A 22,796-nucleotide genomic window follows, 5' to 3' on the forward strand; every position below is an offset into this window, starting at 1 on the left:
ATAAAATTAACTGGTCGAGCCATTAATTGATGCGCATTCTACTCATCCATCTCTTATCTAGTGCGTGGATAGATTCGTACTTAAGAAGTTTGAAGTTAGTCTTAAATTTAAAAACTCCCCCTATTTAAATGCTGAACTGTTGATTTTTTCATACATGAAGACAGCAACAAACTGCTACGTTCGCTTGAGTTTTTATTTAGTAGGTCAGTCACGTATGGCAAAGAAACAAAAAATAGCCAGCTTAGAGTTTGCTCGTATCATCGCAATAGTCGCGATCATAGGGTTACACTGTCAAATGGCACTCACATATTGGCAATGGGATGAAACACCTTGGGTCGGCTATATACTCAATCAATTAGCCCGCTTTGCGGTACCACTTTTCTTCCTCATTTCTGGTTACCTCATTCAACCTAAATTGAGCCGTGACCCTGTCGAAACTTTTAAAAACTACGCCAAACCACTGATGAAGATTTGGGTGATTTGGAGCCTTATCTCTTTAGTCATGCCGTTTCAATGGCAGACGGTGGCAGAAGCTGGTTACCTCGCGGAGCGGCAAAACTATTGGGGATACTTAATGTCTACCCCGATAAACACGATCTTCGAAGGCGGTCTGGTGCATTTATGGTTTATTCCCGCATTGGTGATTGCCGTGGCCTTAGTGACATTGTTGATACGTATTAACATGGCTCAACTGCTCCTTCCAACCGCGGTATTACTCTACGTTTATGGCGTATTTGCCGGCAGCTATTCCACTCTTACCGACCTGCCAGCCCCTTTCTTTACTCGAAATGGTCCCTTTTTCAGCACCTTGCTAGTAGCATTCGGTTACCTAGCACGTGACAACCAATGGCAATGGTCGAGGAATAACACCATTCGACTCATACTGCTTGGTATGGCCCTGCATTTTGGCGAAGCATATTGGTTGATGCAGCACGATGTGGCCTTCAATTCCCATGATTTCCTATTTGGTACCGTAATTTGGGCACTGGGTGTGTTTATGTGGTTACTGGCTCATCCAAACTTTGGCAATATGCCTTGGGTATTTAAGTTATCCCCAAACGTGCTTGGGATTTATGTCAGTCACCTGCTTGTGGTTATTATCATGATGAATATTGCTGGATTGATGGGATTACAAGACTTCGCCAAAGATGCGTTTATTTATCCTGCGACCATTTTAGTAACCCTCTTCTTAGTAAAAGGGATTGAAGCCTCCCCACTGAAAAAAATGCTATTGCGCTAAATAGATTCAGCTGTCGACATAGCTTGCTCTAATCCCTTTGGGTGAGAGCAAGCTCGTAAAGATAAGTTTTCTCTCTGACCAAACTTTGACTTTCTAATCCTTCATAATTTGCCATTACTCACAAAAAACATTGTTCATTTCCTTTAAATTGGTTCGCCTATGACAACATTGCTCATTAAACGGAGGCTGTATGTGGGCAGGTCAAGGACTCGTTCCTTTTTTAGAAATTAGTCACTGGTTAACTTACGGTTTATACGCTGCTGCCATTTTATTTGGTGCAGCAAGCATTGCGTCACTCAGAAAGTAGTGGCGCGCGATGCGTTTTTCCTAACTCCTACTGTTAATTCGAACTCTCTCACAACTAACCCTCTAATTTATGGCTAATATTTCTCCAACCAGACAAGGGAGAAATGTCTATGCCAATCTATCCAGTAGTGGCTTTCTGCTGCTTGCTATTTTCTAGCTCTAGCTTTGCCGCCACTAGTGAACTGAATCTTGTTAATTCTGCCGTCGGTTACACCGCGCTAATAATATTTTCTATCGCGTATATCTTGGTTATGTTGGAAGAGTATCTGAAAATGAGAAAGTCCAAGCCAGTATTACTCGCGGCTGGGCTAATTTGGATTCTGATTGGCTACACCTTTGCGCATAACAACCAACCTGAAATAGCCAAAACCGCACTAGAACACAACTTACTGGAATACGCCGAACTGTTGCTGTTTCTTTTAGTCGCGATGACGTACATCAATGCGATGGAAGAACGTAAACTCTTTAATGCACTTCAAGCTTGGATGGTGGGAAAAGGCTTTGGCTTCAAGCAGTTATTTTGGCTCACTGGGTTTCTCGCCTTTGTTATTTCACCCATTGCAGATAACTTAACCACGGCCTTATTGATGTGCGCTGTGGTAATGAAAGTCTCTGGTGACAACCCAAGGTTCGTCAACCTCGCCTGCATCAACATCGTCATTGCTGCCAATGCTGGCGGGGCATTCAGCCCTTTCGGTGATATCACAACCCTAATGGTATGGCAGGCCGGACACGTCAGTTTTGCAGAATTTATCCCTCTCTTTGTGCCGGCTTTAGTGAACTACTTGATTCCTGCATTTGTAATGTCACTGTTTGTACCAAACACCAAACCAAACACCATTCATCAGCATGTGGAGCTCAAACGTGGCGCAAGGCGTATCGTCGCTCTATTCATTCTAACGGTCGCGACGGCGGTCTCTTTTCATGCATTACTGCACTTCCCACCCGTCGTTGGCATGATGATGGGTTTGGCTTACTTGCAGTTTTTCGGTTATTTTTTGCGCCAAACGCTCAGAAACTCATTGGCGAAAAAGGCAGCGATGGCGATCGCCAATGGAGACGAGCATGCACTGAAGAGACTCGGGTCAGTGGTACCCTTCGATGTTTTCCATCGTATTTCGCGTGCCGAGTGGGACACGTTACTCTTTTTCTATGGCGTGGTGATGTGTGTCGGCGGGCTAAGTTTACTCGGTTACTTAGAGTTGGTTTCTAACATTATGTACACCGAATGGGATCCCGTGTGGGCAAACGTTGTGGTTGGGATACTTTCTGCCATTGTCGATAATATTCCTGTCATGTTTGCCGTGCTGACTATGGAGCCAAGCATGTCGATGGGAAACTGGCTACTCGTCACACTTACCGCTGGTGTCGGTGGCAGTTTGCTGTCAATAGGTTCGGCGGCAGGCGTGGCACTAATGGGAGCCGCGCGTGGTCAATACACCTTCTTTGGCCACTTAAAATGGGCGCCGGTCATCGCTTTAGGTTACGCCGCCAGTATTGCCGTACACTTATGGATTAACGGCGTTCTATTTACTTAATATCGAGCATCGTTAAATGCTGGTCATCCAAACAAATAACCTAACAGCGAGCAGCGTTAAGAAAAACCAAAGGCTCCGTATCTCGGGGCTTTGGTTTTAAAGCGGAGTGCCCTGCTCTAACGCTAACAAGCGTTGCTTGCATTCGAGCCCGCCCGCATATCCGGTGAGTTTTCCACTTTTGCCGATCACGCGATGGCATGGCACGACTATCGAGAGCGGGTTTTTACCATTCGCTAAACCCACCGCACGCACCGCTTTTGGATTACCAATCGCGTTGGCAAGATCTTGGTAACTCCATGTTTCACCATAAGGAATGGTGGTCAACGCGAGCCAAACTTGGTTCTGAAAATCGGTGCCTGTCGCCGCAAGTGGTAAGTCGAACTCGTTACGTAAGCCACAAAAGTACTCATTTAATTGAATCACTGTTTGGCGCAAAATCGGATGCTGATCATCTCGTACCCCCAACTCATCTGGCTTGGTCGTGCAAGTCTCAAACCAAATACCGAGTAGGCCGTCAGCGTTGGTCTGAATCGTTACCGTACCTAATAGGCTCGGCATTTTGGTATAAACGGTCTTCATGATTGATTCCATAAGTGAAACGTCGCGTAGCTTCCCCAAGGGGCGGCGGTATGTGAATTCAATGATGGATAACGCTGCATCGCCTTTTTTACTACTAAGTCTTTATCTAAAAAACAATCAGGCTGAGATTGTCCGCGCAGTTGAGCATAACTGACCGTCCAAGGCCCAATGCCTTTTAGATCTGACCATTGCTGCGGATCCGCTTCGGAATTGAACTGCATAAACCGAGCAAAGCGAATCAGTGTTTCTTTACGGCTTTGCGGCATGCGCAAAAAGCTCACGTCAGCATTCGCGATGGTATCGGGTGTTGGAAAATAGCGAGTATCTTCATGTTCACTCAGCGTTGCCACCAGCAAGTTGAGCTGACCAATGGCGGCCTTGACCGACACTTGCTGTCCCAAAATCGCTCGCACTCCCGCCTCCCAAGCGCTCCATACACCAGGAATACGAACGCCTCTGCTCGCAACTAATCCCGGCGCGACATAATCCAAATGCTGCTCTACCGTGCAAATATCTGCGTCGAGGTCGAACATTCGCCGGACACCAGACACCAACAGTTGCAACTTTGTCACATCTTCAATTTCAAACTCTAGCTCTAAATGTCCGGCTCCTTTTGTCGTCTTAAACCACGCTTGGCTCTTATCCAGATAAACGGTGCGCTGGTAACTCTCTCCCGACACCTGTTCAATGCCTTCTATTGCTCTCAAACGATAAAAGTCCAACATGTACTGCCAATTTAACTCGCCCCGATAAGGCAATGCGATGCGGTTGGTACTGACACCATCCCATTCTTTTCTTCTCACTTGAGAGGGCGTTAACTTAAGCAATTTCTGGAAAGCATCGTTAAAACGGCGTGTACTATTAAAACCCGCGGCAAAGCCCACCTCACTAACCGACATTGCGCTCGAATGGAGTAACTGCTTAGCAAACATTAATTGTTGGTATTGCGCATACTGTTTTGGTGACATGCCGAGGTACTGTTCAAATAGCATACGTAAGTAACGATCCGAGATCCCAACACGCTCAGCCAACTCAGACACCGAGTGGTGATGCAGCTCCCCGCGATCAATTAACGAGATGGCACGTTGAAAAGTCGTCTCTACCCCCTTCCACGCCCAAGAACCGGGGGCACTATCAGGACGACAACGCAAACAAGGACGGTAACCGGCTTTGAGTGCTTGCGCTTTATCAGTGAAATACTCTACGTTTTCTTCTTTCGGCAAATTAGCAGGACAGATCGGGCGACAAAAAATGCCGGTCGTTTTTACAGCAACGTAGAATCGCCCATCAAAACGACTATCCCGTGACACTCGTGCTTTATGGCACTGCTCGGATGTCAACGATGTTTGGGGATGAATGAACATAATCCTTTCCTAGCGAATACTTTGTTGCATTGGGTGTTGACTGGTTCTGTTTAATATAATAATTCTACTCAAATGACTTAAAGATGCAGAACCAAGTCTATTTGGTATATATTATAGAATGCAAAAGTGCTCATGATTAGTCATTTTCGGAACTCAATATTGAGACTCATTGGCATTAGTGCTTTTGTACACTAAAGTTATATTCTGAATATCACAACAACGTCGGCTAAAGGGAATTGGCATGGACTTACACACTTGCGTAATTGTACTAAGAAACCAAAAGGTGATTACTAGTAGATCGGTTGATCACTCTATTGGAATTATTGAACGTGACTCTGGTAACGAGATCTCAGAAATTCAAATTAATGCCACAGATGGGCGTAATATCCGAACCTATCACTACAACTGTGTAGAAGAGTCACTGGAAAGTCTGATGAACCTTTAATCATTCTCTTTCACTCCTTTCCTCCCCCTTGATACTAGTGAAAGCAACAGAGCACATACCCTTGTGCTCTTTTTTTAACATAAAAACGCAAAGACCTTCGAAAATAATGATAGAGATGATTAAATAAACCTAAAGATAGCTTAAATATCCCCAAAAAAATAAAAATCAAATCACTGAAAATAATAACAATTAAAGCGACGTTCGATTTTTTTGAACTAGCTTGTCAAATTCCACCCGTTATTTATCACAATACCTCAGCCTAAACTGTTCTCAACAGCACGGGGGCGCACGCTTCCCACTCATTAAAAAGAGTCAGAGGACAGAATCATAGAAGCACGACTACAGAACATCACTACATCAAATGCATGCTACAGTTCTTAAAGATTACGTTAAGGCACGGCGACACCATTCGATTTGCCGTCACTCTCAATTCAATAAAATAAAAGCCGCCTTGGTTTCCCTAAGGCAGCTTTTATTTTCTCTAAGTCGAGTGCGATGCTACTCGTCTACCATCGCCGATCCCATTTTCTGAAAACTGTAAGCCGTGAGAGGGTCGATCTCTTTGACAATGTCTTCCACCTGCTTAATTGCGTCTACAGACGAGCTAGCTTTACGATAGATCAAATAAATAGGTCGATACCAATCCTCAACACCAGACACCTTGTGGAGCTGCCCATTGGCAATAAACGGCTCTACCAGTGATATGGGTAAGTAGGCTGCACCGCCCTTCTCTAAAATAAAGTCTAACGCGATACGAGCGGTTGAAGTACGCAGGTACGGCGCTGGGATCTTCGGGTGTCGCTCAGTGTGCTCAGAGGAGAAGCGCGTGCCCCAGTCCACATAGACGTATTTATTTTCAAACACTGTCTCTAATGAATTTTTCTCGGTCGACACCAAGACCAGCACAACATCAGCGACTTTTTTACAATGCAGCTCGTCTGCTTTAATTTGGTCAAAGGCAAATGCCATGTCCAACGTACGTTCTAACAGGCTGCGACTAAGCATTTCACGGCCCATGACCTCTGCCATAAAGCCATACCCACCAAAAGCGTCGGTCACAACACTTAAACCATTCTGTAAGTAAGCGTCCCAAATATTCGGTGTGCCACCTAAAGTCAGTTGCAACGCTTTACCGTCCTCGAGTGACAACTCTAGCTTGGCTTGTTGTAAGGTGTTGACCATTACCTCCGCATAGCTAGTTAAACGCTCACCGGCTGAGGTCAACTTTATGTTATTGCGATCACGAATAAACAATTGCGTATCGAAATAACTTTCCAGTTGCTTAATGCGAGCGCTTACCGCCGCTTGAGTAATATAGAGGTTCTCAGCAGCGCGTCCGAAGTGACGAACCCTTGCCAGCTCTAAAAATGTTCGAAAGACCTTTACATCCATAAACCATCTCCTGGTTAATATAAAACCAGATTAACAACTAATTAATATCATGACGATAAAAATGTTTTGTTTTTCTTTTGTTAGATTTGCGCCTAATTTTCGATGTAGTTCATTACCTTCATCAATAACGGTTACAGAGGCTGTTGACATGTCTGACACTGAATTCCGTCATGGCAAAAAACGTTTTTACGACAACGTAAAATTCCCACGCGGCTTTGCAAAATCTGGCGATTTTACTCTTTCAGAAGAGGAAATCCTAACGATTTACGGGGATACGATACTTGGCTTAGAGTCTGGCGAATTAACACCAGAAAATAGCGAAGAGAAACACTTCGTCAAGGTGCTAAAAAACCCGAGCAAAGCGAAAACAAAACTTGAGCGTACTTGGCTGAAGTACACCAACCTCGCTCGTGGCCGCAAGCGCTTCTACACGCTAAACGGTCGCAGCAAAACGGAAGCGACGGAAGACTTAATTGAAGAGAGTTTGGTTGAAGACGATTAATAACAGATAACCAGCCGCCAACCTTTGACAAACGCTCATTCTCTTGTACTGAGTGAATGTCGTAATTGGCCTATATTCTTATCCTAAAGCCCTAGGGGGCTTTCCCCCATGGGCTTTTTAATCAGTATGATGCGGCTTACTTGGCAAGCGTTGCAATCTTTTTCAAAAAACTCTCTTTCAAGTGCTCTTGGTCGTACTCAAGGTGGTAAGTATTGTGGAAGCCAACTTTAAGCTCAACACCGTTCCCTCTCAAAAAAACGTTGTAACCATCGTAATCTGAAAACGCTTCAACGCCTTCATAAATTTTACCGAACTCGGTTGGTGTCCCGTTGTTCATCACACATTCGTAAGCCTGTAATACTTTGCTCGCATCCAATTCATTTCTCATGGCGATTTCCCTACCCATTCACACGCCTTAATTATGGTTAAGGAATGCACGGTATGCCATATCCCCCTCTGATAGAGATCATAATATTTTAACTTTCTGCCGCTTACCATTCTGTCGAATCTTTAAAAACCGACGTTAGCGCACTTTACCGACTTAATTTCGGCCATGAATTTTATCGATTAAATGGTGAGAGTCATAAGGCAAATCTCTCTCTAATGCTGAATGCCTAGGCACATCTAGCCAGACGGTGTTGAAAAAAACCACACTGGTTAAAGAAAAAACAAATTTTTGACCTAAAACAATAGCAGTTCCCAACCACTTATTTTATAATGCGAATTAATGCATCAGAACATCTTAAATTCCAATGACTAGGGGCACAAAATGAGACTTATCCCGTTAACTCGAGCAGCACAAGTAGGTAAGTGGGCGGCTGCGCACATCACTAAGCGTATCAACGACTTTAAACCTACAGCTGAGCGTCCATTCGTTCTGGGTCTACCAACTGGTGGCACTCCTCTAGCGACTTACAAAGCATTGATCGAGCTATACCAAGCAGGCGAAATCAGCTTCAAACACGTTGTGACTTTCAATATGGATGAATATATTGGTATTCCTGCCGATCACCCTGAGTCCTACCGTTCATTTATGTACAGCAACTTCTTCAATCACATTGACGTTCAAGAAGAAAACATCAATTTGCTGAATGGCAACACCGATGACCACGATACAGAATGCAAACGCTACGAAGACAAAATTAAGTCTTACGGCAAGATCAATTTGTTCATGGGTGGTGTCGGTAACGACGGCCACATTGCGTTCAACGAACCTGCATCATCATTGTCTTCTCGTACTCGCATCAAGACACTGACAGAAGATACTCGTATTGCAAATTCTCGTTTCTTCGACGGCGATATCAATCAAGTACCTAAATACGCACTAACTATCGGTGTGGGTACATTGCTAGACGCAGAAGAAGTCATGATTCTAGTAACCGGCCATAACAAAGCTCAGGCGCTTGAAGCGGCAGTAGAAGGCTGTGTGAACCACCTTTGGACCGTATCTGCTCTTCAACTTCACCCTAAGGCTGTTATCGTTTGTGACGAGCAAGCTCAACAAGAGCTCAAAGTGAAAACCGTGAAATATTTCTCTGAGCTAGAAGCGGAAAACATTAAAGGTTTCTAATCCTTTGGGTGACAACCAAGATACACGCTGAAACACAAAACCCGTGATTCATCACGGGTTTTTTCATTGCTTTTTGCATGGCGCTGGGCTGAAAATTCCGTTTAATAAACTTGAATCTCAAACTGGCGCAAGCGTTTGGGTAGTAGCTCATCCAACTTATCTAGCTCACTCGGTTCTACTTCTATCAAGTTGAAGTTGTGCTGCGCATACACAGCGCGAATCGATTCACGCTCGGCTGGCGCTATTGGTCCAGTATCACTTCCCCAAAATTGCAAATAGACTTTACCGCCTGGTAGATAGAAATCACTCGTCACATCTTGCTCGATAGGTAGCTGACGTTCATAAGCGTGCACCACACCAGCCAAATAGAGCCAGTTATCGATCAAGAGCTCCCCTTTGGAACGCACGTAATGCCCGTCCAAAGTACGATGTTTGGCTTCAAACTTTTGACGAAAACTAGCATACGATTTATCGGTTGAGTGAGATTCCGCATCTTGGCCTAAAAACTCCACAACCGATTGCTTCAAACGCTTGTTGCGTAAAACTACATCATGCCAAACCACAAAAGTATTCTGCATTTCTTTATCAACTCTCTGTTGCCCTCCGGCGCGGACGCCTGCTTCAGTGGCCTTCCAACCTTCTTCCGACTTGGCAATCCAACCTAGTTCACTGAGCAGTTGATTCACTCTTTTTGCATTCAGTTTAAGTTTGTCACCAAGCTGAGTTGCGCTCAATGTTTTCCCTGAACTCGAAGTCAGCTCAATATGCAGATTGGTCGGCCACACAATAAATTGACCAAATTTTGAATGGTCCACATACTCGCCGCCAAACTTTGCGCCTTCTTCGGTCAGTATCCATTTGTCTTCTTGGCGAGTGATGTAGCCTGCACGCTTAAGATCGGCAAACAACAGCTTGGCTTCCATCTTGCGGGCTTTCGCTAATGCCGATGTCGATATTTTTTCAGACACACTCTATGCCTCCTGCTGTTGTAGAAATCAATACGCGGCTCCTTCCCTAATTCCCTAATTCCCTAATTAATACTGTCCTTGTAACCTTTGTGGTGTTATACATATATATAACACCACTTCAGTCACGAGATAAGCTTATGACCAATTGGCATGATCGCCAACCGATTTTTCGTCAGTTGGCTGACCAGATCACCCAGCAAATACTACAAGGTATCTGGCACGATGGCGACGCTCTGCCCTCTGTGCGTAGTCTCTCTGCTGATATGAAAATCAACCACCTGACCGTTATGAAAGGATATCAGTTATTGGTTGACGAGGGGTTGGTAGAAAAAAAACGTGGTCAAGGTATGTTTGTCGCTCAAGGTGCCAAACTAAAACTGCTCGCCGACGAGAAAATGCGTTTTCTTAAGCAACAACTGCCGCAGATCGCCGACACATTACAACGTCTGGACATGTCGCTCGACGAATTCATCCAGCAACTCAAACCACATATGAAAGGTGACCAATGAGCGTATTAGTCAGTGTAAAACAAGTCTCCAAACAATATCGTCAACAAGGAGAAGCACTACACGAAGTCAGTTTTGACCTACATGCAGGTCAAGTGCTTGGTTTGCTCGGCCACAATGGTGCGGGTAAATCGACGCTGATTAACGCCCTACTCGGCGCACACGAATATAAAGGCACGATCCGTATCAACGGGTTTGAGCCTATCATGCAGCGCGATAAAATCATGCAGAGTTTGTCATACATCTCTGATGTCAACGTTCTGCCCGATTGGATGACGGTAGCACAACTTCTTAACTATACCGAAGGGGTCCATCCAGAGTTTAACCGTAACAACGCCGATGCTTTACTTCGTCAAACCGACATCAACGCCCGTGCGCGCATCAAGTCCCTATCAAAAGGGATGAAAGTTCAATTGCATCTCGCCATTGTTATCGCGACCAACACGCAAATCCTGATCTTGGATGAACCCACCCTCGGATTGGATTTGGTCTATCGCGATACTTTTTATCGTCACTTATTGGAATGGTTCCACGATGGCGAGCGTGTGCTGATCATCGCCAGTCATGAAGTGTCTGAGATTGAACACCTACTGACGGATGTGCTGATTCTTAAGCATGGTCGCTCGGTGTTGCAGACCTCAATGGATACCATTCATGAAGACTATTTCATTCTTGATGCCAGTGATAGGCATCGCTTGAAAATTGAAACCATGCAGCCGCTCTCCTCTCAAAAAGGATTAGGCACCACAAAATGGTTACTCTCCTCCGAATACGCTCAGCAAGCAGAGCCTCTCGGCGATATCCATGGCGTGAAACTAGCCGACCTATTTTTAGCATTGCAGAAGGAGACAGTATAATGCGTACAGTGGTAGCGATGTTGCGCAAAGAATGGTTAGAAAACCCTCTCGTTTTACGCATTCCTTTGTTTGTGTTTGCATGTGGGCTCATACTGTTTATCAGCTTAATGAGTAATGCTGACCTGCAGCATAATATGTTGTTCCAAATGAGCGTTAGTGGGGATGTCGGTGATATTCACAAAGACCTCAGCGACAACGTCAGTATATTGATTATGGGCAGTGCTGGCCTGTTGTCTATGCTGTTAGGCATTCAATACTTCCCAAGAACCCTGAGAAAGGAGCGCAGAGAAGGCAGTATTATGTTCTGGCGGAGTATGCCTGTCAGTGATGTTAAAACCCACTTGGTCAAATTAGGATTTGGCCTGTTGGTGATCCCACTCGTCTGCTCTGCCTTGGTATTGGCTGCGGACCTTATGTTGTGGTTGTTGGATATCTCGACCGACCACCAACTGACGTTATTGTACCGCCAAACTTCTTTAAGTTACGTGTTGCTGCATTGGAGTGAGTTCTTAGCAAGAATGGTCGTGACAGGTTTTCTACTATTGCCGCTGGCTTTAACTGCCATGGCGATGTCACAGAAAGTAAGTTCTCCATTAGTGATTCTGTTTATTGCCATTTACGCGCTCCGTTGGATGCCAATCGCACTATTTGGATATTACGGGATTGACCAGTTCTTCAAAGCTGTACTCTATCTCCCTTTACACGCCGTTATCTCACCAAATCCATTGAGTGCCATTCCTGACGCTGGTTGGCTGAATGTTGGGGGATATGCATTCATTGGTGTTCTCGGTTGGACTGCAAGCCTTAAATTCAGTCGAACGATTCAATAAGTTGATCTCAAGATGGCGCGTTGACACTTGTGACGTAAAGTGCGGCGCAGACAGACGTTGAGGGTCGTGAGTTCACGATTAGTTAAACGGCCTATGCCACCATGATAGTGTAAACAACCACTCAAATTGCTGCGATCAAAAAAGGCTTCCCTTGGGAAGCCTTTTTATAACGTCAACAGCGAGAAATTATAATTCTGCGTTGTGGTATACCTGTTGAACGTCATCGCAGTCATCTAGAAGATCTAAGAACTTTTGGAATTTCTCGGTATCTTCACCCGTTACTGGTGTGTGAGTTTGAGGAACGAAAGTAATTTCTTCCACATCAAGAGTGAGATCTGGAAATGCCGTATTCAAAGCCGTTTTTGTCTTGAAAAACTCGGTGTGAGGAGCAAATACTGTGATCACGCCATCTTCTAGCTCAACGTCAGTAACGTCGACATCTTCCATCATTAGTGTTTCTAAAATGATTTCATCATCATCACCTTTGAACTGGAATACCGCCTGGTGATCAAACATGTGAGAGACAGAACCTTCAACACCGATTTTAGCACCGACTTTAACAAAACACTGGCGTACATCTTGGAAAGTACGGTTGCCATTATCTGTTAGGCAGTCAACGATAACACTGACACCACCAGGGCCGAAGCCTTCATAGCGTGCTGGTTGATACTCTTCACCACCACCGCCGCTTGCTTTGTCTAGTGCTTTATCGATAACGTGTGCTGGTACCTGATCTTTTTTCGCTTTCGCGATCAAGTGGCGAAGAGACAAGTTCATGTCTGGGTCACTACCGCCGTTTTTCGCGCACATGTAAATTTCTTTACCGTATTTGGAATAAACCTTAATTTTCGCGCCTGCAGTTTTCGCCATAGAGGCTTTGCGCACTTCAAAACTTCTTCCCATTGGGATGTCTCTCTAAATTCTAATTCAAATTCAATGCGAGGAATTTTAGCAAAAAGCGAAACCTTTTCAATTTTCGCTCAGCAAAGGAATGGGGAGATGACCTCATTCGCCACACTGGATTATACCAATGACGCGATTCGTATTACGCGACACCCATTACTCGTTTGTACTTTTCGACCGATTGCTGGAAAAAAGCTTTTTCATCAGCATCGTGCATCTTGGATAACTGCTCTGCGATAACTTCTGGACCAGATTTGGCCTCTCTGAGTTTCCAAACCAAAAACGACGCTTGTTTATCCAGTTCGATTTGGTTTTTTTCATCAGGCGGCAACAGGGATAGATTAAACGACATTCACAGCCTCAAGGTACTTAAAATACTAGCCGCGCACTATAGCATACCGAGTCGCAATTGCAGAATAGAAACGCACTCAACTTGATCAATTTCAAGTTAACGATTTGGCCCCAGAACTGATACCAATCTTTTTGCTAAGCACTATTACTTGAATATTTACTGTAAGCGACCTTTCTTGACTGGCTTCGCTACAAACTCATTCATACCTGTAGCTTGAAGAGATAGAGTGGTTGGAAATAAAAAGGGCAGTCTGTTGACTACCCTATGAACTGGTGTACCTAAATGAAAAATTAGTGAATCAAGCCAAGCTCCCTTGCTTCTTCTATGCTCAACCCGCTTTCACGGATTTCACGTAGCGCTTCAATGCGTCTTCTGGCTTGTGCTGATTTTACTGTTTTCTCAGGCTTCACAACGCTTTCTTCTTCAGGTAATTCCCATTTGTGAGCAATGTTGGTCATCTCATCATGGTCGATAGAATTAATGGACATATTTCCTCCGAATAAACCATGTTTTCGATGCGTAATCTATAGCAAACCCAAGGGAAGGTGGTAAGAAAAACTGTAGGGAAATGTGACTCTTCCCGCCCTTTCATCAACTCTTTAATAGATCCATCATTTAAGCTTTGCCAAAGGGAATGTTTACGATTAGATTCGAGTAATTCCTCCGCCAAAAACACAGATGATCCAGCTCAATTTTTACTGCTTTTCTCTCTTTCAAATACAACGTTAGTGCCCTTTTATTCCCTTCTGTTTGCGAATAAATACTGCCCTTATTCGCGATTCTACCTTTCTGACATCCGTCACATTTAATCATGATAACGATTATCTATTGTTTTGGTCAGCAGTACTCGCTTACGGCGAAATCCACCACTCATATGCATAGCATTATGGATCTCAGACGTTAACACCTTGTTTTGGTAACTTCGTTAAAAGTGAGCCAAACTATTCAACAGGCACCAATGCGATACGAACCCGTAGCAACACTATCTTCGACAAATTCGATCACGTTGGATCAAATGACTTGGTAAAGCAACCGACTGAGGCAGCGTTATGGAATTGAGTCACTGGCAAGATCTGATCTCGATGTGGTATGAAAATCAGAACCATGATCAAATCGACGAACTGGAAGCGATCTTGTATCAGGTGCCAGATAGTGTATTTGGTCCGGAACTGACAGAGCCGCAAAGTAAAGCAATTGCATGTTGGTTGGATGGCTGCTTGCGAGTGTTTCAACACACAAGATACCAAAATAAGCAAAAAGCCTATCAAAGCCTTCTTTACACGAGCGCTAAGTTAGAGCAAACCGCATGTCAGGTCACCACCGATATCGTCATTAAAGACTGGTGCTTGAAACGATTACAACACCTCACCGTTTTAGGATTGGAATTTTGTAATCAACAGAGCGATCAGAAGGTATGGCAACAGCAAGCAAATAGCTTGATCGAAGCACACGTCGCTTTAATGCGGGCATTAAACTGGAATGAAACAAGGAAGCATGATCAAGGGTTATGTCATTAACTCGGCAAGATGATCATCGTGATAGTGAAATTTAGATAAAAAAATGCGAGTTTCCTGAGGAGAAACTCGCGAAATCTATTCAGAATGAATGTAACAATATGAGCCAATCTATTAATCATAAGAAAGGACAAAAGGTTGTCTATTCGGGATAAATATTAGCTCTCGCCCCGACCATCAATGTCAGCACGTTGTTAGCGTTAGGTTTGTTTTTCATCATCAAAAACATGGTCTCATTTCAAATCCATTGATCAGGTTTATTGCTTGAAAAATTTTAAGCATACTTACAATCCATCTTTAAATTGCCATTTCATCAAGTGCACGAAAAACCATCTCATTCATATGCCCATCAAAAATCTGTCGACAAACTTTTCGGCGAACCGCTAAACCCGCAATCAAGCGTTCAATCGTCAGGTGCTTAATGTCATTGTGCGTATTGAATAGCTCAACCGTTTTGCTCAATGTTTCGTATGGCACAGGGTGATCTTCTACTCTCAACCAATCTAGCTTCTCAATGTACTCTGAGCACTCTTCTTTGATTGAGGCATACGTATGCCCTGTCATTGCTGATAAAGCCGTTATACTGCGTTCTAAAGCCTCTGGGGAGGTATATTTAGATAGAGTAATGGTGATCTCATCAGCATTGATTTCCACTAAGTGTTTTCTTTGCTTCACTCGACGGCCTAAATTTCCTCTTGGGGACGGAGCTTTACGTTGAATAGGCTCAAATTCGCCGTCAATGATGCCTGAGAGCTCTTCTAATTGTTGTCGGGTAACCATCTCATTACGTAATGGGTTTGGCAGCGTAGGCGCCATATTACGCTTTCCTGCGTTCGTCGTTCGGGCGCGTGAGTAACGTAGTACTTCTTCCACATCACATTTTATATCGATCTGATAATCCATCACCTTGTCATTCTCGATCATTGTTTCGATCGTTAAGTGATAACCCCACAAATTGACCACAAAAAAATCGTCCGTTCCTTTGCCATCGGATAAACGTTTGAGTTCACGGATCAAATCCATTGAGAACCGACGCCACTCGATGTTACGCGCTAACTTTTGGTTGAGTTCACTCAATAACATACTATCGGTGTGACGGCGTACCATCCGACTACGGAAAAAGGAGTACATCTGAAACACTAATGTGTGTTGTTTAAGGATTTCTGGTGGGAACAAGAAGAAATAATCGCGAGTAAGTAACTCTTCGTAGAACGACGGCTCCCAAACAAGGATATACAGATTGGGTTTAATTCGAATTTCACCATCGCTCCCCTCAACTGGTGCCTCTTCCGAGGCGGTGATCGTTCTCGCAAGAAAACGGAATCGATCACTTTTGAATCCTTCGGGCATGTTTTCACTTAACCAGCGCCCGGTTAATTCGTGCAGTTGAAAGTCGGTAAACTCAATACGATCAATACTATCCCGAATGGAATCACGAGCTGGGCCGCTGTCTTTTTTGCCACGTAACGACAAAATATCGGTGATATATAATGGCGTTTTATTGGGTACATGCGCGGCGTCAAGATGGTATTGATCTTTGTGGTGATCATGATACTGAACCGTCAGTGTGAACAAAGCAAACAACGTCATCAGATCATCTACGGTCATAATATTTTTCGATGAACGTGTTTCGATGACGGCTTTGGTACCGGAGATCGACACCATCGATTTTTGATAACTCTTTCGTGTACGTGGCGGAGCAAGTGCTTGGTCAATGATCCCTGCCCAGTTGGTTGGAGAAACAATAAATTGCTCAGCTTCATCTTTCATTGTGGGTGGTGTATTTAAACCATGTTCATTCAACAACCGTTTGTTCACTTGGGTTTGTGCTAACGCTTTTGAACGTTTTTGTTTCTCGTTTTGACGAACTTTGTCGGTAACAAGACTGGTTGCTCCCAAAACTGAAATAAGCTGATTAGGATTTACAAACTTATGTAGCATACTTTTGCCCGCCAGCCCTTCTTCAAAGCGCACTGGTGTTTGGGTGAACAAGCCGATATTGACGGCTGCACGTAATCGTTGCTGAAGGGCAGCTCGCGTTAATTGACCATCGGTTGCCGCCACAATCTCCGTGGTTGACACCAATCCATCTTTGCTGCTGAAGCCTCGTAACGAGATCAAATTCAGCAGCTCTAGAATGCTTTTGGTCACTCCTTTGAAATACTGGTACTGCTCTACCCAATCTGCAGAAGATTCATGTACCTCAAAAAGGTGGCCATCCTTATGGCTTCTTGGTGCTTTAATCAGAATTTTTTCATCAGCCGTCATTTTAGATCCAGTTCACACTAGCCGTAGTTATGCTATGTTTCCGAAGAATAAAGAAAAACAGATCATAAAGAAAGAAAAATTATTGTTTTTTTAAATAACTGATCTTTTTGATTAATATGATCTTAAATGATTATATGATCTAATGATCTGGTTGTTTTTGTTGCTGTAAGTCATTGTTAAGTATTGATATTTCATGGAGCCCTTTCGGAACTATGATCATCTTTTTACTGAAACCATGATCAACATAGATAGGAAACGATGATCAAATATCTCTGCAAGCATGATCATTACGTTTCTGAAACCATGATCAAATAAGAAATGAAACGATGATCATGAACTCTTTACAGGTTATCCACAAATATCAGTCCTGCTTGAGTTTATCGACTCTTTCCTATGTATATAAAAAGATGCTTTTTTGCTTGGAACCATGATCAAGAGTAAACAATCTCATCGGTTCGAGTGCGGAAGTGATGAGAAATTATCCTTCTGATTGAAATGTCCTCAATTGTTATACATATCTCCTTCAATGCATTGAATCTGCTTAGTTTAGGAAGCATGATCATGATAATAACAGTTATTAGAGTTGATTATGGTTATTGTATTGTTCCACACACTTTATAGTCGTGCTTCTTCTTAATCCCCCGTTCTATCTGCATCCTACCGTAAAATAGCGATACAAACTCATGCTTCCGAGAGATTTTCGGTCTTGATCATCTTTCCGCTTCGTGGATCTTATCTAACTCATGTTTTCTCGTTGCACTTCCCCTCGTTTTTCCATGATCATGCTTTCGTAGCTTCAATCATACTCGGAAAGATGATCAAGCAATGCCCTTGATCATTCTTCCTGTTAAATTTAAACATAAACGGTTCCTTTTAGCTCGGATGCATGATCAAGAGCTGTCGACCATTTCAATATGCAAGTAATTAAAGTTATCCGCATTTAGATTAGGTTGATCTAACATAATCCGTAGTTTAGCTTATCAATATAATCGTTCCGTAAAAAATTGATTTACATTGTAAATGCGTGACGCTGTAACTGTTAAAATCTTACGGAGTAAGTTGTCTTATATACTGAGATTATTTGATTAAAATTGAGGATGTTTTTTACTATAAATCATAAAATCGTCGATTTAGGTGTTTTTTTATGTGATGGGTGTTCAAAATGAACGTGCACCTTTTTGTTGTTTTTGTTGTTTACTGCTGTACAATTGCAAGCATAAATCTTCCAACGGAATTTGGCATGAAAAGAGAAAAAACGATTGATAATCTTCTTGAGTTAGCTGAGCTCACGCAACAAGTTCAAGCGGATCGTATTGAGATTGTTTTAGAGGAGCGAAGTGACAACTACTTCCCTCCAATGTCTAAAGCGATGATGGAAACGCGATCAGGGTTAACTCGCCGCAAGTTAGATGATGCTATCGGTAAAATGGAATCGGCTGGTCATCAATTCACTAAGAATAACGCTAACCATTATTCTATTACGTTAGAAGAAGCGCATATGTTAATGGACGCGGCAGAAGTGCCTAAATTCCATGAGCGTAAAAAGAATGTTGCTAATAACCCCTGGGTTATTAACGTGCAAAACCAAAAGGGTGGCACAGGTAAGTCAATGACAGCCGTTCATTTAGCGGCATGTTTAGCGCTGAATTTGGATAAACGCTACCGTATTTGTTTGATTGACTTGGATCCACAAGGCTCTTTGCGTCTATTCCTCAATCCACAAATCAGCATGGCTGAACACAATAATATCTATTCCGCCGTCGATATTATGTTAGGTAACGTGCCGGATGGGGTAGAAATTGATAGCGAATTCTTGCGTAAGAATGTAATGCTGCCAACTCAATACCCAAACCTAAAGTCGATTTCGGCGTTTCCAGAAGATGCAATGTTCAATGCTGAAGCGTGGCAAACACTCTCGGAAGATCCTTCACTAGATATTGTACGTCTTCTTAAAGAACAATTGATTGAGAAAATCTCTGACGATTTTGACATCATCATGATTGATACCGGTCCACACGTTGATCCGTTGGTATGGAATGCCATGTATGCCTCTAATGCCCTGCTGATCCCTTGTGCGGCCAAGCGTCTTGACTGGGCTTCAACAGTAAACTTCTTCCAGCATTTACCGACGGTATATGAAATGTTCCCGAAAGATTGGAATGGTCTTGAGTTTGTTCGCTTAATGCCAACCATGTTTGAGGATGACAATAAGAAACAAGTCTCTGTTTTAACTGAAATGAACTATCTTCTCGGTGACCAAGTTATGATGGCTACCATTCCGCGTAGTCGTGCGTTTGAGACGTGTGCGGATACTTATAGTACCGTGTTTGACCTGACCATCAGCGACTTTGAAGGTGGTAAGAAAACACTCGCAACCGCACAGGATGCTGTGCATAAAAGTGCACTGGAGTTAGAGCGTGTATTGCACTCTAATTGGTCGTCATTGAATCAGGGGTAATGAGTAAATGGCTTTGAAAACGTCTGAACTAAACGCGAAATTATTTGGTAAAACCAATAAACGCCGTGTTGTCACTCCTCAGGAGGCGCAAACGGCGGCAAAAGACAAAGCTCAAACTATTGAGTTGGCCGTCGCTGGTGAAAACATCGTTCAATTTGAGCTAGTTCGTATTCCGGCAGATAGAGTCGCGTCAGATACAACCGTATTTGTGGATAATGCTCGTGAGCAATCGTTCTTAAATGAACATGCCTTGTCCGATGTATTGGTTACATTAAAAGAACGTGGTCAACAATACCCAGCGGTAGGCCGGCGAACGAAAGACGGCCAGATTGAAGTCTTAGATGGTAGCCGTCGTCGTATGTCTTGTATTCTTGCTGAGCAAGATTTCTTGGTTTACGTTGGTGACGAGATCAATACAGACCATGCTCGGTTTCTATCGGACGTAGCGAACGCGCACAAACCTCTCTCTTTGTATGAGAAAGGTAAAGAGATGCAGGCAAAACTAGACAGTGGCGAAGCGGAAGATCAAAAAGCACTCGCGAACATTTTTCAATGCAGTGAAGCGTTGGTTAGTGGCGCTTTGAAGGCCGCAGCATTACCGTTAGAGTTATTGCAAGCTTACCCTAACGTTAGCGACCTCGGACGTCCGACGATTGTTAAGTTACATAAACAATTCTCGATGTTAACGCCACAACAGCAGCAAGAGCTAATTAATAAATGCCGCTCTAGTGAGGGCTTTTTATGGCAGCGTAGTACGGCTCAGGGCGTCGCTCGTTTGACCAAAGAAGTGACCGAACACATCGAACATTGGATTGCAGAACTAGCACCAGCAAAACCTGACAAGAAAGCTGAAAAAGTTGACCTTGTAAAAGGTCGAGCAAGTTACAGTCGTAAAGGCAGTAACCTTGCTTTGAATTTGAAAAAAGTTGATGACAGTTTGATGGAAGAAATCCTCGCTTTTGTTCAAAGTAAAATGCAGTAACGCGTCGAACACTTTTGAACCGCCTTCGGGCGGTTTTTTTATGCCTGTAGGTTTGGTTGAACCACAGCGAAAAAATGAAGATGTGATACCATTGTGTGAGTCCAACGTTAGGTAAACATAATGTACGCACAATCTGACTTCCTTTCATTAATTCAGCAGAAAGCCCACCAGTCTTGGCAACGCTTCGGTGTCGTACTTCAAGGTGAGTCTAAATGGCAGGATGACCTGGTCTCTGTGTTTCACAAAACGCAACATCACCAACGCTGGTTTTGTGTCGGTGACTGGTCATTGGAGAGCACTGACTGTGTATCGGCCAAGCAGGGACATATGTTGTTGGGCAGAGAGTGTGATGTTTTATTGTTTGATGCTCGCCAACACTTTGATGCGAATAGTTTCACGGCGGCACTTGGGGCGTTAGTTGGTGGCGGTATTCTTATCGTTGTTGTTGATCAGCATCAATCCATTAACTATGCCCAACAATGGATACAGATGCAGTGGCAAAAACTCACCGTGCTTGAACAACATAAACACCTACCCGCGTTACCAGAAAGCACTACTTTAGAAAAACAGAGCCCATACTCAGAACAACAACATGTGGTCTGTTTGATTGAGAAAGTCGTCACCGGACATCGAAAACGTCCATTAGTATTAACTGCCGACCGTGGCCGAGGAAAAACCAGTGCGCTTGGCATCGCTTGTGCGCATTTGTTACAACAAAAGCCGCTTAGAATTTTACTTACGGCCCCTTCAATGAAAGCCGTTGAGCCGGTTTATCAACATGCTCTGCGTTTGGTACACAATGCTCAGCGTATTAAGAAAGACAGATTGGAAATCGGTCAGGGTTATATTCAATTTATCGCGCCGGATGAATTGTTATCAAGCTTACCTGAATGTGATTTATTGCTCGTCGATGAAGCTGCTGCCATTCCGGTTCCAATGTTGAAAAGTATGACTGAGCGTTATCATCGTCTGGTGTTTTCAAGTACGGTGCATGGTTATGAAGGTTGCGGGCGCGGCTTCACGGTCAAATTTATCGAATGGTTACAGCGACAACGGCCGGGCATCAAAACGTGTCACATGAAGCAGCCTATTCGTTGGAGTGAATCCGATAAGCTCGAATCTTGGCTATATGATGCCTTTTTATTGGATGCGGAGTTAACCTACAAAAGTATTGAAGGTATTGAGTCCGTTTGTTTAAGCAAAGTCGATAAACAAGCATTGCTTCTTAAACCTAATCTTTTGCGTGAGTGCTTCGCGCTGTTGGTCAACGCTCATTATCAAACATCTCCTAATGATTTAATTCATCTTCTACAAGATGACCGCAGTGAGGTTTATATTGCAACGCATAAAAACGATATCGTTGGAGTGCTATTGACGGTAGAAGAGGGAGGGCTTGACGCCGAGTTGATTAAAGATGTGCAGCTAGGTACACGTCGTCCGAAAGGACATTTAACCCCTATTACCATTGTCAATCAGCTTGGCTTTGCTAACGTTGGTGAGTTGTCGACTTTACGTGTGATGCGAATTGCGGTTCATCCTGAATTACAAGGTCAAGGTATCGGTCAAAAAATGCTGCAACAACTTGAGTTGTTTGTCGCGCCACACATTTCTTATCTATCGACCAGCTTTGGTGCAACCGAAGAGTTGATTCATTTTTGGCAGAAGTCAGGGTTCCAATCCATTCGCTTAGGAACCATGCGCGATGCAGCCAGCGGTAGTTATTCATTATTAATGGTTCGTCAATGCGGATCAAAAGCTCAAGCATGGATAGCAGAGTCGCAAACGTTATTTAAAGAAATGTTGTTTAGTCACGTCGCTTATGTGTATCCAAAATTAGAACCTTCCCTCTTTCGTATTTTGTTGCAACACTCAGCCTTGTCGAAGGCACTTCATCCTGCCAAACAAGCTTTGATTGAGAGTTATGCACATGGAGGAAGTAGTTTTGAATCGGTTTCGTTGTGGCTTCAACAGCGATTACTTCAACGTGGTTTAGGTTCTGTGTCCGATTTGATGATCAGTAAACTCTTTCTAAATCGAGATTGGGCCGAGTGCGGAAACCAATTTGGTTTGTCTGGAAGAAAGCAAGTCGAGCAACAATTAAGAGAGGAAGTGAAAAAATATTTAGAGTAATTTACATTGTAAATTAAGCAAGAGAAGAGGGTTAACTTTACACTGTAAATTTAACCCTCTTTTTGTTTCTATCCTTTCGTTCAAGTTAATTT

The 22,796-nt window shown here is 43.5% G+C and carries 21 protein-coding genes; 12 read left to right on the forward strand and 9 right to left on the reverse strand.

What is annotated here, in order from left to right; genetic code table 11:
* Positions 1-214: 214 nt before the first annotated feature.
* Both ATG66_RS05785 and nhaD read left to right on the forward strand, forming a co-directional pair.
* Positions 215-1,240, forward strand: a complete 1,026-nt coding sequence (locus tag ATG66_RS05785; protein WP_098414395.1) for an acyltransferase — start codon at positions 215-217, stop codon at positions 1,238-1,240.
* Between the two features lie 416 nt (positions 1,241-1,656).
* Positions 1,657-3,084 carry a sodium:proton antiporter NhaD gene (gene nhaD / locus ATG66_RS05790; RefSeq protein ID WP_098414396.1) on the forward strand — a complete coding sequence of 476 codons (1,428 nt, stop codon included), beginning with the start codon at positions 1,657-1,659 and terminating at the stop codon, positions 3,082-3,084.
* Between the two features lie 96 nt (positions 3,085-3,180).
* Here the strand turns inward: nhaD and ATG66_RS05795 are convergent, their stop codons facing one another.
* Entirely contained in the window at positions 3,181-3,663 is a 483-nt protein-coding gene (locus ATG66_RS05795; RefSeq protein ID WP_098414397.1) for a methylated-DNA--[protein]-cysteine S-methyltransferase, read from the reverse strand.
* Positions 3,660-5,027 (reverse strand): DNA-3-methyladenine glycosylase 2 family protein, encoded by a 1,368-nt coding sequence (locus ATG66_RS05800; RefSeq protein ID WP_098414398.1) that lies wholly within the window; start codon positions 5,025-5,027, stop codon positions 3,660-3,662. The genes ATG66_RS05795 and ATG66_RS05800 overlap by 4 nt, the downstream gene beginning before the upstream one ends.
* Positions 5,028-5,268: 241 nt before the next feature.
* Between ATG66_RS05800 and ATG66_RS05805 the strand changes: the two genes are divergently transcribed.
* On the forward strand, positions 5,269-5,472 hold the full coding sequence (locus ATG66_RS05805; protein WP_098414399.1) for a hypothetical protein: 204 nt from the start codon (positions 5,269-5,271) through the stop codon (positions 5,470-5,472).
* Between the two features lie 498 nt (positions 5,473-5,970).
* Here ATG66_RS05805 and ATG66_RS05810 read toward each other — a convergent pair whose 3' ends face one another.
* A complete protein-coding gene (locus tag ATG66_RS05810) occupies positions 5,971-6,864 on the reverse strand; it encodes a LysR family transcriptional regulator (RefSeq protein WP_098414400.1) in 894 nt (297 codons plus the stop codon).
* A 148-nt stretch (positions 6,865-7,012) separates the two neighbouring features.
* Here ATG66_RS05810 and ATG66_RS05815 point away from each other — a divergent pair, with 148 nt between their 5' ends.
* Positions 7,013-7,366: a DUF413 domain-containing protein gene (locus tag ATG66_RS05815; RefSeq protein WP_098414401.1), complete on the forward strand. Its 354-nt coding sequence runs from the start codon at positions 7,013-7,015 to the stop codon at positions 7,364-7,366.
* Positions 7,367-7,502: 136 nt separating this feature from the next.
* Here ATG66_RS05815 and ATG66_RS05820 read toward each other — a convergent pair whose 3' ends face one another.
* Positions 7,503-7,754, reverse strand: a complete 252-nt coding sequence (locus ATG66_RS05820; protein ID WP_098414533.1) for a DUF3081 domain-containing protein — start codon at positions 7,752-7,754, stop codon at positions 7,503-7,505.
* Between the two features lie 381 nt (positions 7,755-8,135).
* Here ATG66_RS05820 and nagB point away from each other — a divergent pair, with 381 nt between their 5' ends.
* Positions 8,136-8,936 carry a glucosamine-6-phosphate deaminase gene (gene nagB / locus ATG66_RS05825; protein WP_098414402.1) on the forward strand — a complete coding sequence of 267 codons (801 nt, stop codon included), beginning with the start codon at positions 8,136-8,138 and terminating at the stop codon, positions 8,934-8,936.
* A gap of 101 nt (positions 8,937-9,037) precedes the next feature.
* Here nagB and ATG66_RS05830 read toward each other — a convergent pair whose 3' ends face one another.
* Positions 9,038-9,904, reverse strand: a complete 867-nt coding sequence (locus ATG66_RS05830; protein ID WP_098414403.1) for a glycerol kinase — start codon at positions 9,902-9,904, stop codon at positions 9,038-9,040.
* Positions 9,905-10,041: 137 nt separating this feature from the next.
* Between ATG66_RS05830 and ATG66_RS05835 the strand changes: the two genes are divergently transcribed.
* Genes ATG66_RS05835 through ATG66_RS05845 form a run of 3 tightly spaced genes read left to right on the forward strand, consistent with a single transcriptional unit; the run spans position 10,042 to position 12,097 of the window.
* Positions 10,042-10,413 carry a GntR family transcriptional regulator gene (locus tag ATG66_RS05835; RefSeq protein WP_098414404.1) on the forward strand — a complete coding sequence of 124 codons (372 nt, stop codon included), beginning with the start codon at positions 10,042-10,044 and terminating at the stop codon, positions 10,411-10,413.
* Positions 10,410-11,267 carry an ABC transporter ATP-binding protein gene (locus ATG66_RS05840; RefSeq protein WP_098414405.1) on the forward strand — a complete coding sequence of 286 codons (858 nt, stop codon included), beginning with the start codon at positions 10,410-10,412 and terminating at the stop codon, positions 11,265-11,267. Before ATG66_RS05835 ends, ATG66_RS05840 begins: the two co-directional genes overlap by 4 nt.
* Entirely contained in the window at positions 11,267-12,097 is an 831-nt protein-coding gene (locus tag ATG66_RS05845) for a hypothetical protein (protein WP_179885599.1), read from the forward strand. Before ATG66_RS05840 ends, ATG66_RS05845 begins: the two co-directional genes overlap by 1 nt.
* A gap of 186 nt (positions 12,098-12,283) precedes the next feature.
* Here ATG66_RS05845 and ATG66_RS05850 read toward each other — a convergent pair whose 3' ends face one another.
* From ATG66_RS05850 to ATG66_RS05860, 3 genes are all read right to left on the reverse strand, one after another.
* Positions 12,284-13,000, reverse strand: a complete 717-nt coding sequence (locus ATG66_RS05850) for a YebC/PmpR family DNA-binding transcriptional regulator (RefSeq protein WP_098414406.1) — start codon at positions 12,998-13,000, stop codon at positions 12,284-12,286.
* Positions 13,001-13,142: 142 nt separating this feature from the next.
* Positions 13,143-13,352, reverse strand: coding sequence for a DUF3283 family protein (locus ATG66_RS05855; RefSeq protein ID WP_098414407.1), 210 nt, complete (start codon positions 13,350-13,352; stop codon positions 13,143-13,145).
* Between the two features lie 290 nt (positions 13,353-13,642).
* Positions 13,643-13,840 (reverse strand): PA3496 family putative envelope integrity protein, encoded by a 198-nt coding sequence (locus tag ATG66_RS05860; protein WP_098414408.1) that lies wholly within the window; start codon positions 13,838-13,840, stop codon positions 13,643-13,645.
* Between the two features lie 561 nt (positions 13,841-14,401).
* Between ATG66_RS05860 and ATG66_RS05870 the strand changes: the two genes are divergently transcribed.
* Entirely contained in the window at positions 14,402-14,869 is a 468-nt protein-coding gene (locus ATG66_RS05870) for a transcriptional regulator (RefSeq protein WP_098414410.1), read from the forward strand.
* A gap of 294 nt (positions 14,870-15,163) precedes the next feature.
* Here ATG66_RS05870 and ATG66_RS05875 read toward each other — a convergent pair whose 3' ends face one another.
* The gene (locus tag ATG66_RS05875; RefSeq protein WP_098414411.1) at positions 15,164-17,134 is read right to left on the reverse strand and encodes a replication initiator protein RctB domain-containing protein; all 1,971 of its coding nucleotides are present in this window, start codon (positions 17,132-17,134) and stop codon (positions 15,164-15,166) included.
* Between the two features lie 1,240 nt (positions 17,135-18,374).
* On the opposite strand from ATG66_RS05875, the gene ATG66_RS05880 reads away from it, so the two are divergent.
* From ATG66_RS05880 to ATG66_RS05890, 3 genes are all read left to right on the forward strand, one after another.
* Positions 18,375-19,592, forward strand: coding sequence for a ParA family protein (locus tag ATG66_RS05880; RefSeq protein ID WP_098414412.1), 1,218 nt, complete (start codon positions 18,375-18,377; stop codon positions 19,590-19,592).
* Positions 19,593-19,599: 7 nt separating this feature from the next.
* Complete coding sequence (locus ATG66_RS05885; RefSeq protein WP_098414413.1) at positions 19,600-20,574, forward strand: ParB/RepB/Spo0J family partition protein; 975 nt, start codon at positions 19,600-19,602, stop codon at positions 20,572-20,574.
* Positions 20,575-20,694: 120 nt separating this feature from the next.
* On the forward strand, positions 20,695-22,704 hold the full coding sequence (locus ATG66_RS05890) for a tRNA(Met) cytidine acetyltransferase TmcA (RefSeq protein WP_098414414.1): 2,010 nt from the start codon (positions 20,695-20,697) through the stop codon (positions 22,702-22,704).
* Positions 22,705-22,796 lie beyond the last annotated feature (92 nt).

This window comes from Vibrio sp. ES.051, assembly GCF_002563795.1.
Classification (GTDB): domain Bacteria; phylum Pseudomonadota; class Gammaproteobacteria; order Enterobacterales; family Vibrionaceae; genus Vibrio.

Excerpts from the sequence above, each read along its gene's own strand:
- ATG66_RS05785 (WP_098414395.1), top strand. The coding sequence starts at position 215 with ATGGCAAAGAAACAAAAAATAGCCAGCTTAGAGTTTGCTCGTATCATC.
- nhaD (WP_098414396.1), top strand. The coding sequence starts at position 1,657 with ATGCCAATCTATCCAGTAGTGGCTTTCTGCTGCTTGCTATTTTCTAGC.
- ATG66_RS05795 (WP_098414397.1), bottom strand. The coding sequence starts at position 3,663 with ATGAAGACCGTTTATACCAAAATGCCGAGCCTATTAGGTACGGTAACG.
- ATG66_RS05800 (WP_098414398.1), bottom strand. The coding sequence starts at position 5,027 with ATGTTCATTCATCCCCAAACATCGTTGACATCCGAGCAGTGCCATAAA.
- ATG66_RS05805 (WP_098414399.1), top strand. The coding sequence starts at position 5,269 with ATGGACTTACACACTTGCGTAATTGTACTAAGAAACCAAAAGGTGATT.
- ATG66_RS05810 (WP_098414400.1), bottom strand. The coding sequence starts at position 6,864 with ATGGATGTAAAGGTCTTTCGAACATTTTTAGAGCTGGCAAGGGTTCGT.
- ATG66_RS05815 (WP_098414401.1), top strand. The coding sequence starts at position 7,013 with ATGTCTGACACTGAATTCCGTCATGGCAAAAAACGTTTTTACGACAAC.
- ATG66_RS05820 (WP_098414533.1), bottom strand. The coding sequence starts at position 7,754 with ATGAGAAATGAATTGGATGCGAGCAAAGTATTACAGGCTTACGAATGT.
- nagB (WP_098414402.1), top strand. The coding sequence starts at position 8,136 with ATGAGACTTATCCCGTTAACTCGAGCAGCACAAGTAGGTAAGTGGGCG.
- ATG66_RS05835 (WP_098414404.1), top strand. The coding sequence starts at position 10,042 with ATGACCAATTGGCATGATCGCCAACCGATTTTTCGTCAGTTGGCTGAC.
- ATG66_RS05840 (WP_098414405.1), top strand. The coding sequence starts at position 10,410 with ATGAGCGTATTAGTCAGTGTAAAACAAGTCTCCAAACAATATCGTCAA.
- ATG66_RS05845 (WP_179885599.1), top strand. The coding sequence starts at position 11,267 with ATGCGTACAGTGGTAGCGATGTTGCGCAAAGAATGGTTAGAAAACCCT.
- ATG66_RS05850 (WP_098414406.1), bottom strand. The coding sequence starts at position 13,000 with ATGGGAAGAAGTTTTGAAGTGCGCAAAGCCTCTATGGCGAAAACTGCA.
- ATG66_RS05855 (WP_098414407.1), bottom strand. The coding sequence starts at position 13,352 with ATGTCGTTTAATCTATCCCTGTTGCCGCCTGATGAAAAAAACCAAATC.
- ATG66_RS05860 (WP_098414408.1), bottom strand. The coding sequence starts at position 13,840 with ATGTCCATTAATTCTATCGACCATGATGAGATGACCAACATTGCTCAC.
- ATG66_RS05870 (WP_098414410.1), top strand. The coding sequence starts at position 14,402 with ATGGAATTGAGTCACTGGCAAGATCTGATCTCGATGTGGTATGAAAAT.
- ATG66_RS05875 (WP_098414411.1), bottom strand. The coding sequence starts at position 17,134 with ATGACGGCTGATGAAAAAATTCTGATTAAAGCACCAAGAAGCCATAAG.
- ATG66_RS05880 (WP_098414412.1), top strand. The coding sequence starts at position 18,375 with ATGAAAAGAGAAAAAACGATTGATAATCTTCTTGAGTTAGCTGAGCTC.
- ATG66_RS05885 (WP_098414413.1), top strand. The coding sequence starts at position 19,600 with ATGGCTTTGAAAACGTCTGAACTAAACGCGAAATTATTTGGTAAAACC.
- ATG66_RS05890 (WP_098414414.1), top strand. The coding sequence starts at position 20,695 with ATGTACGCACAATCTGACTTCCTTTCATTAATTCAGCAGAAAGCCCAC.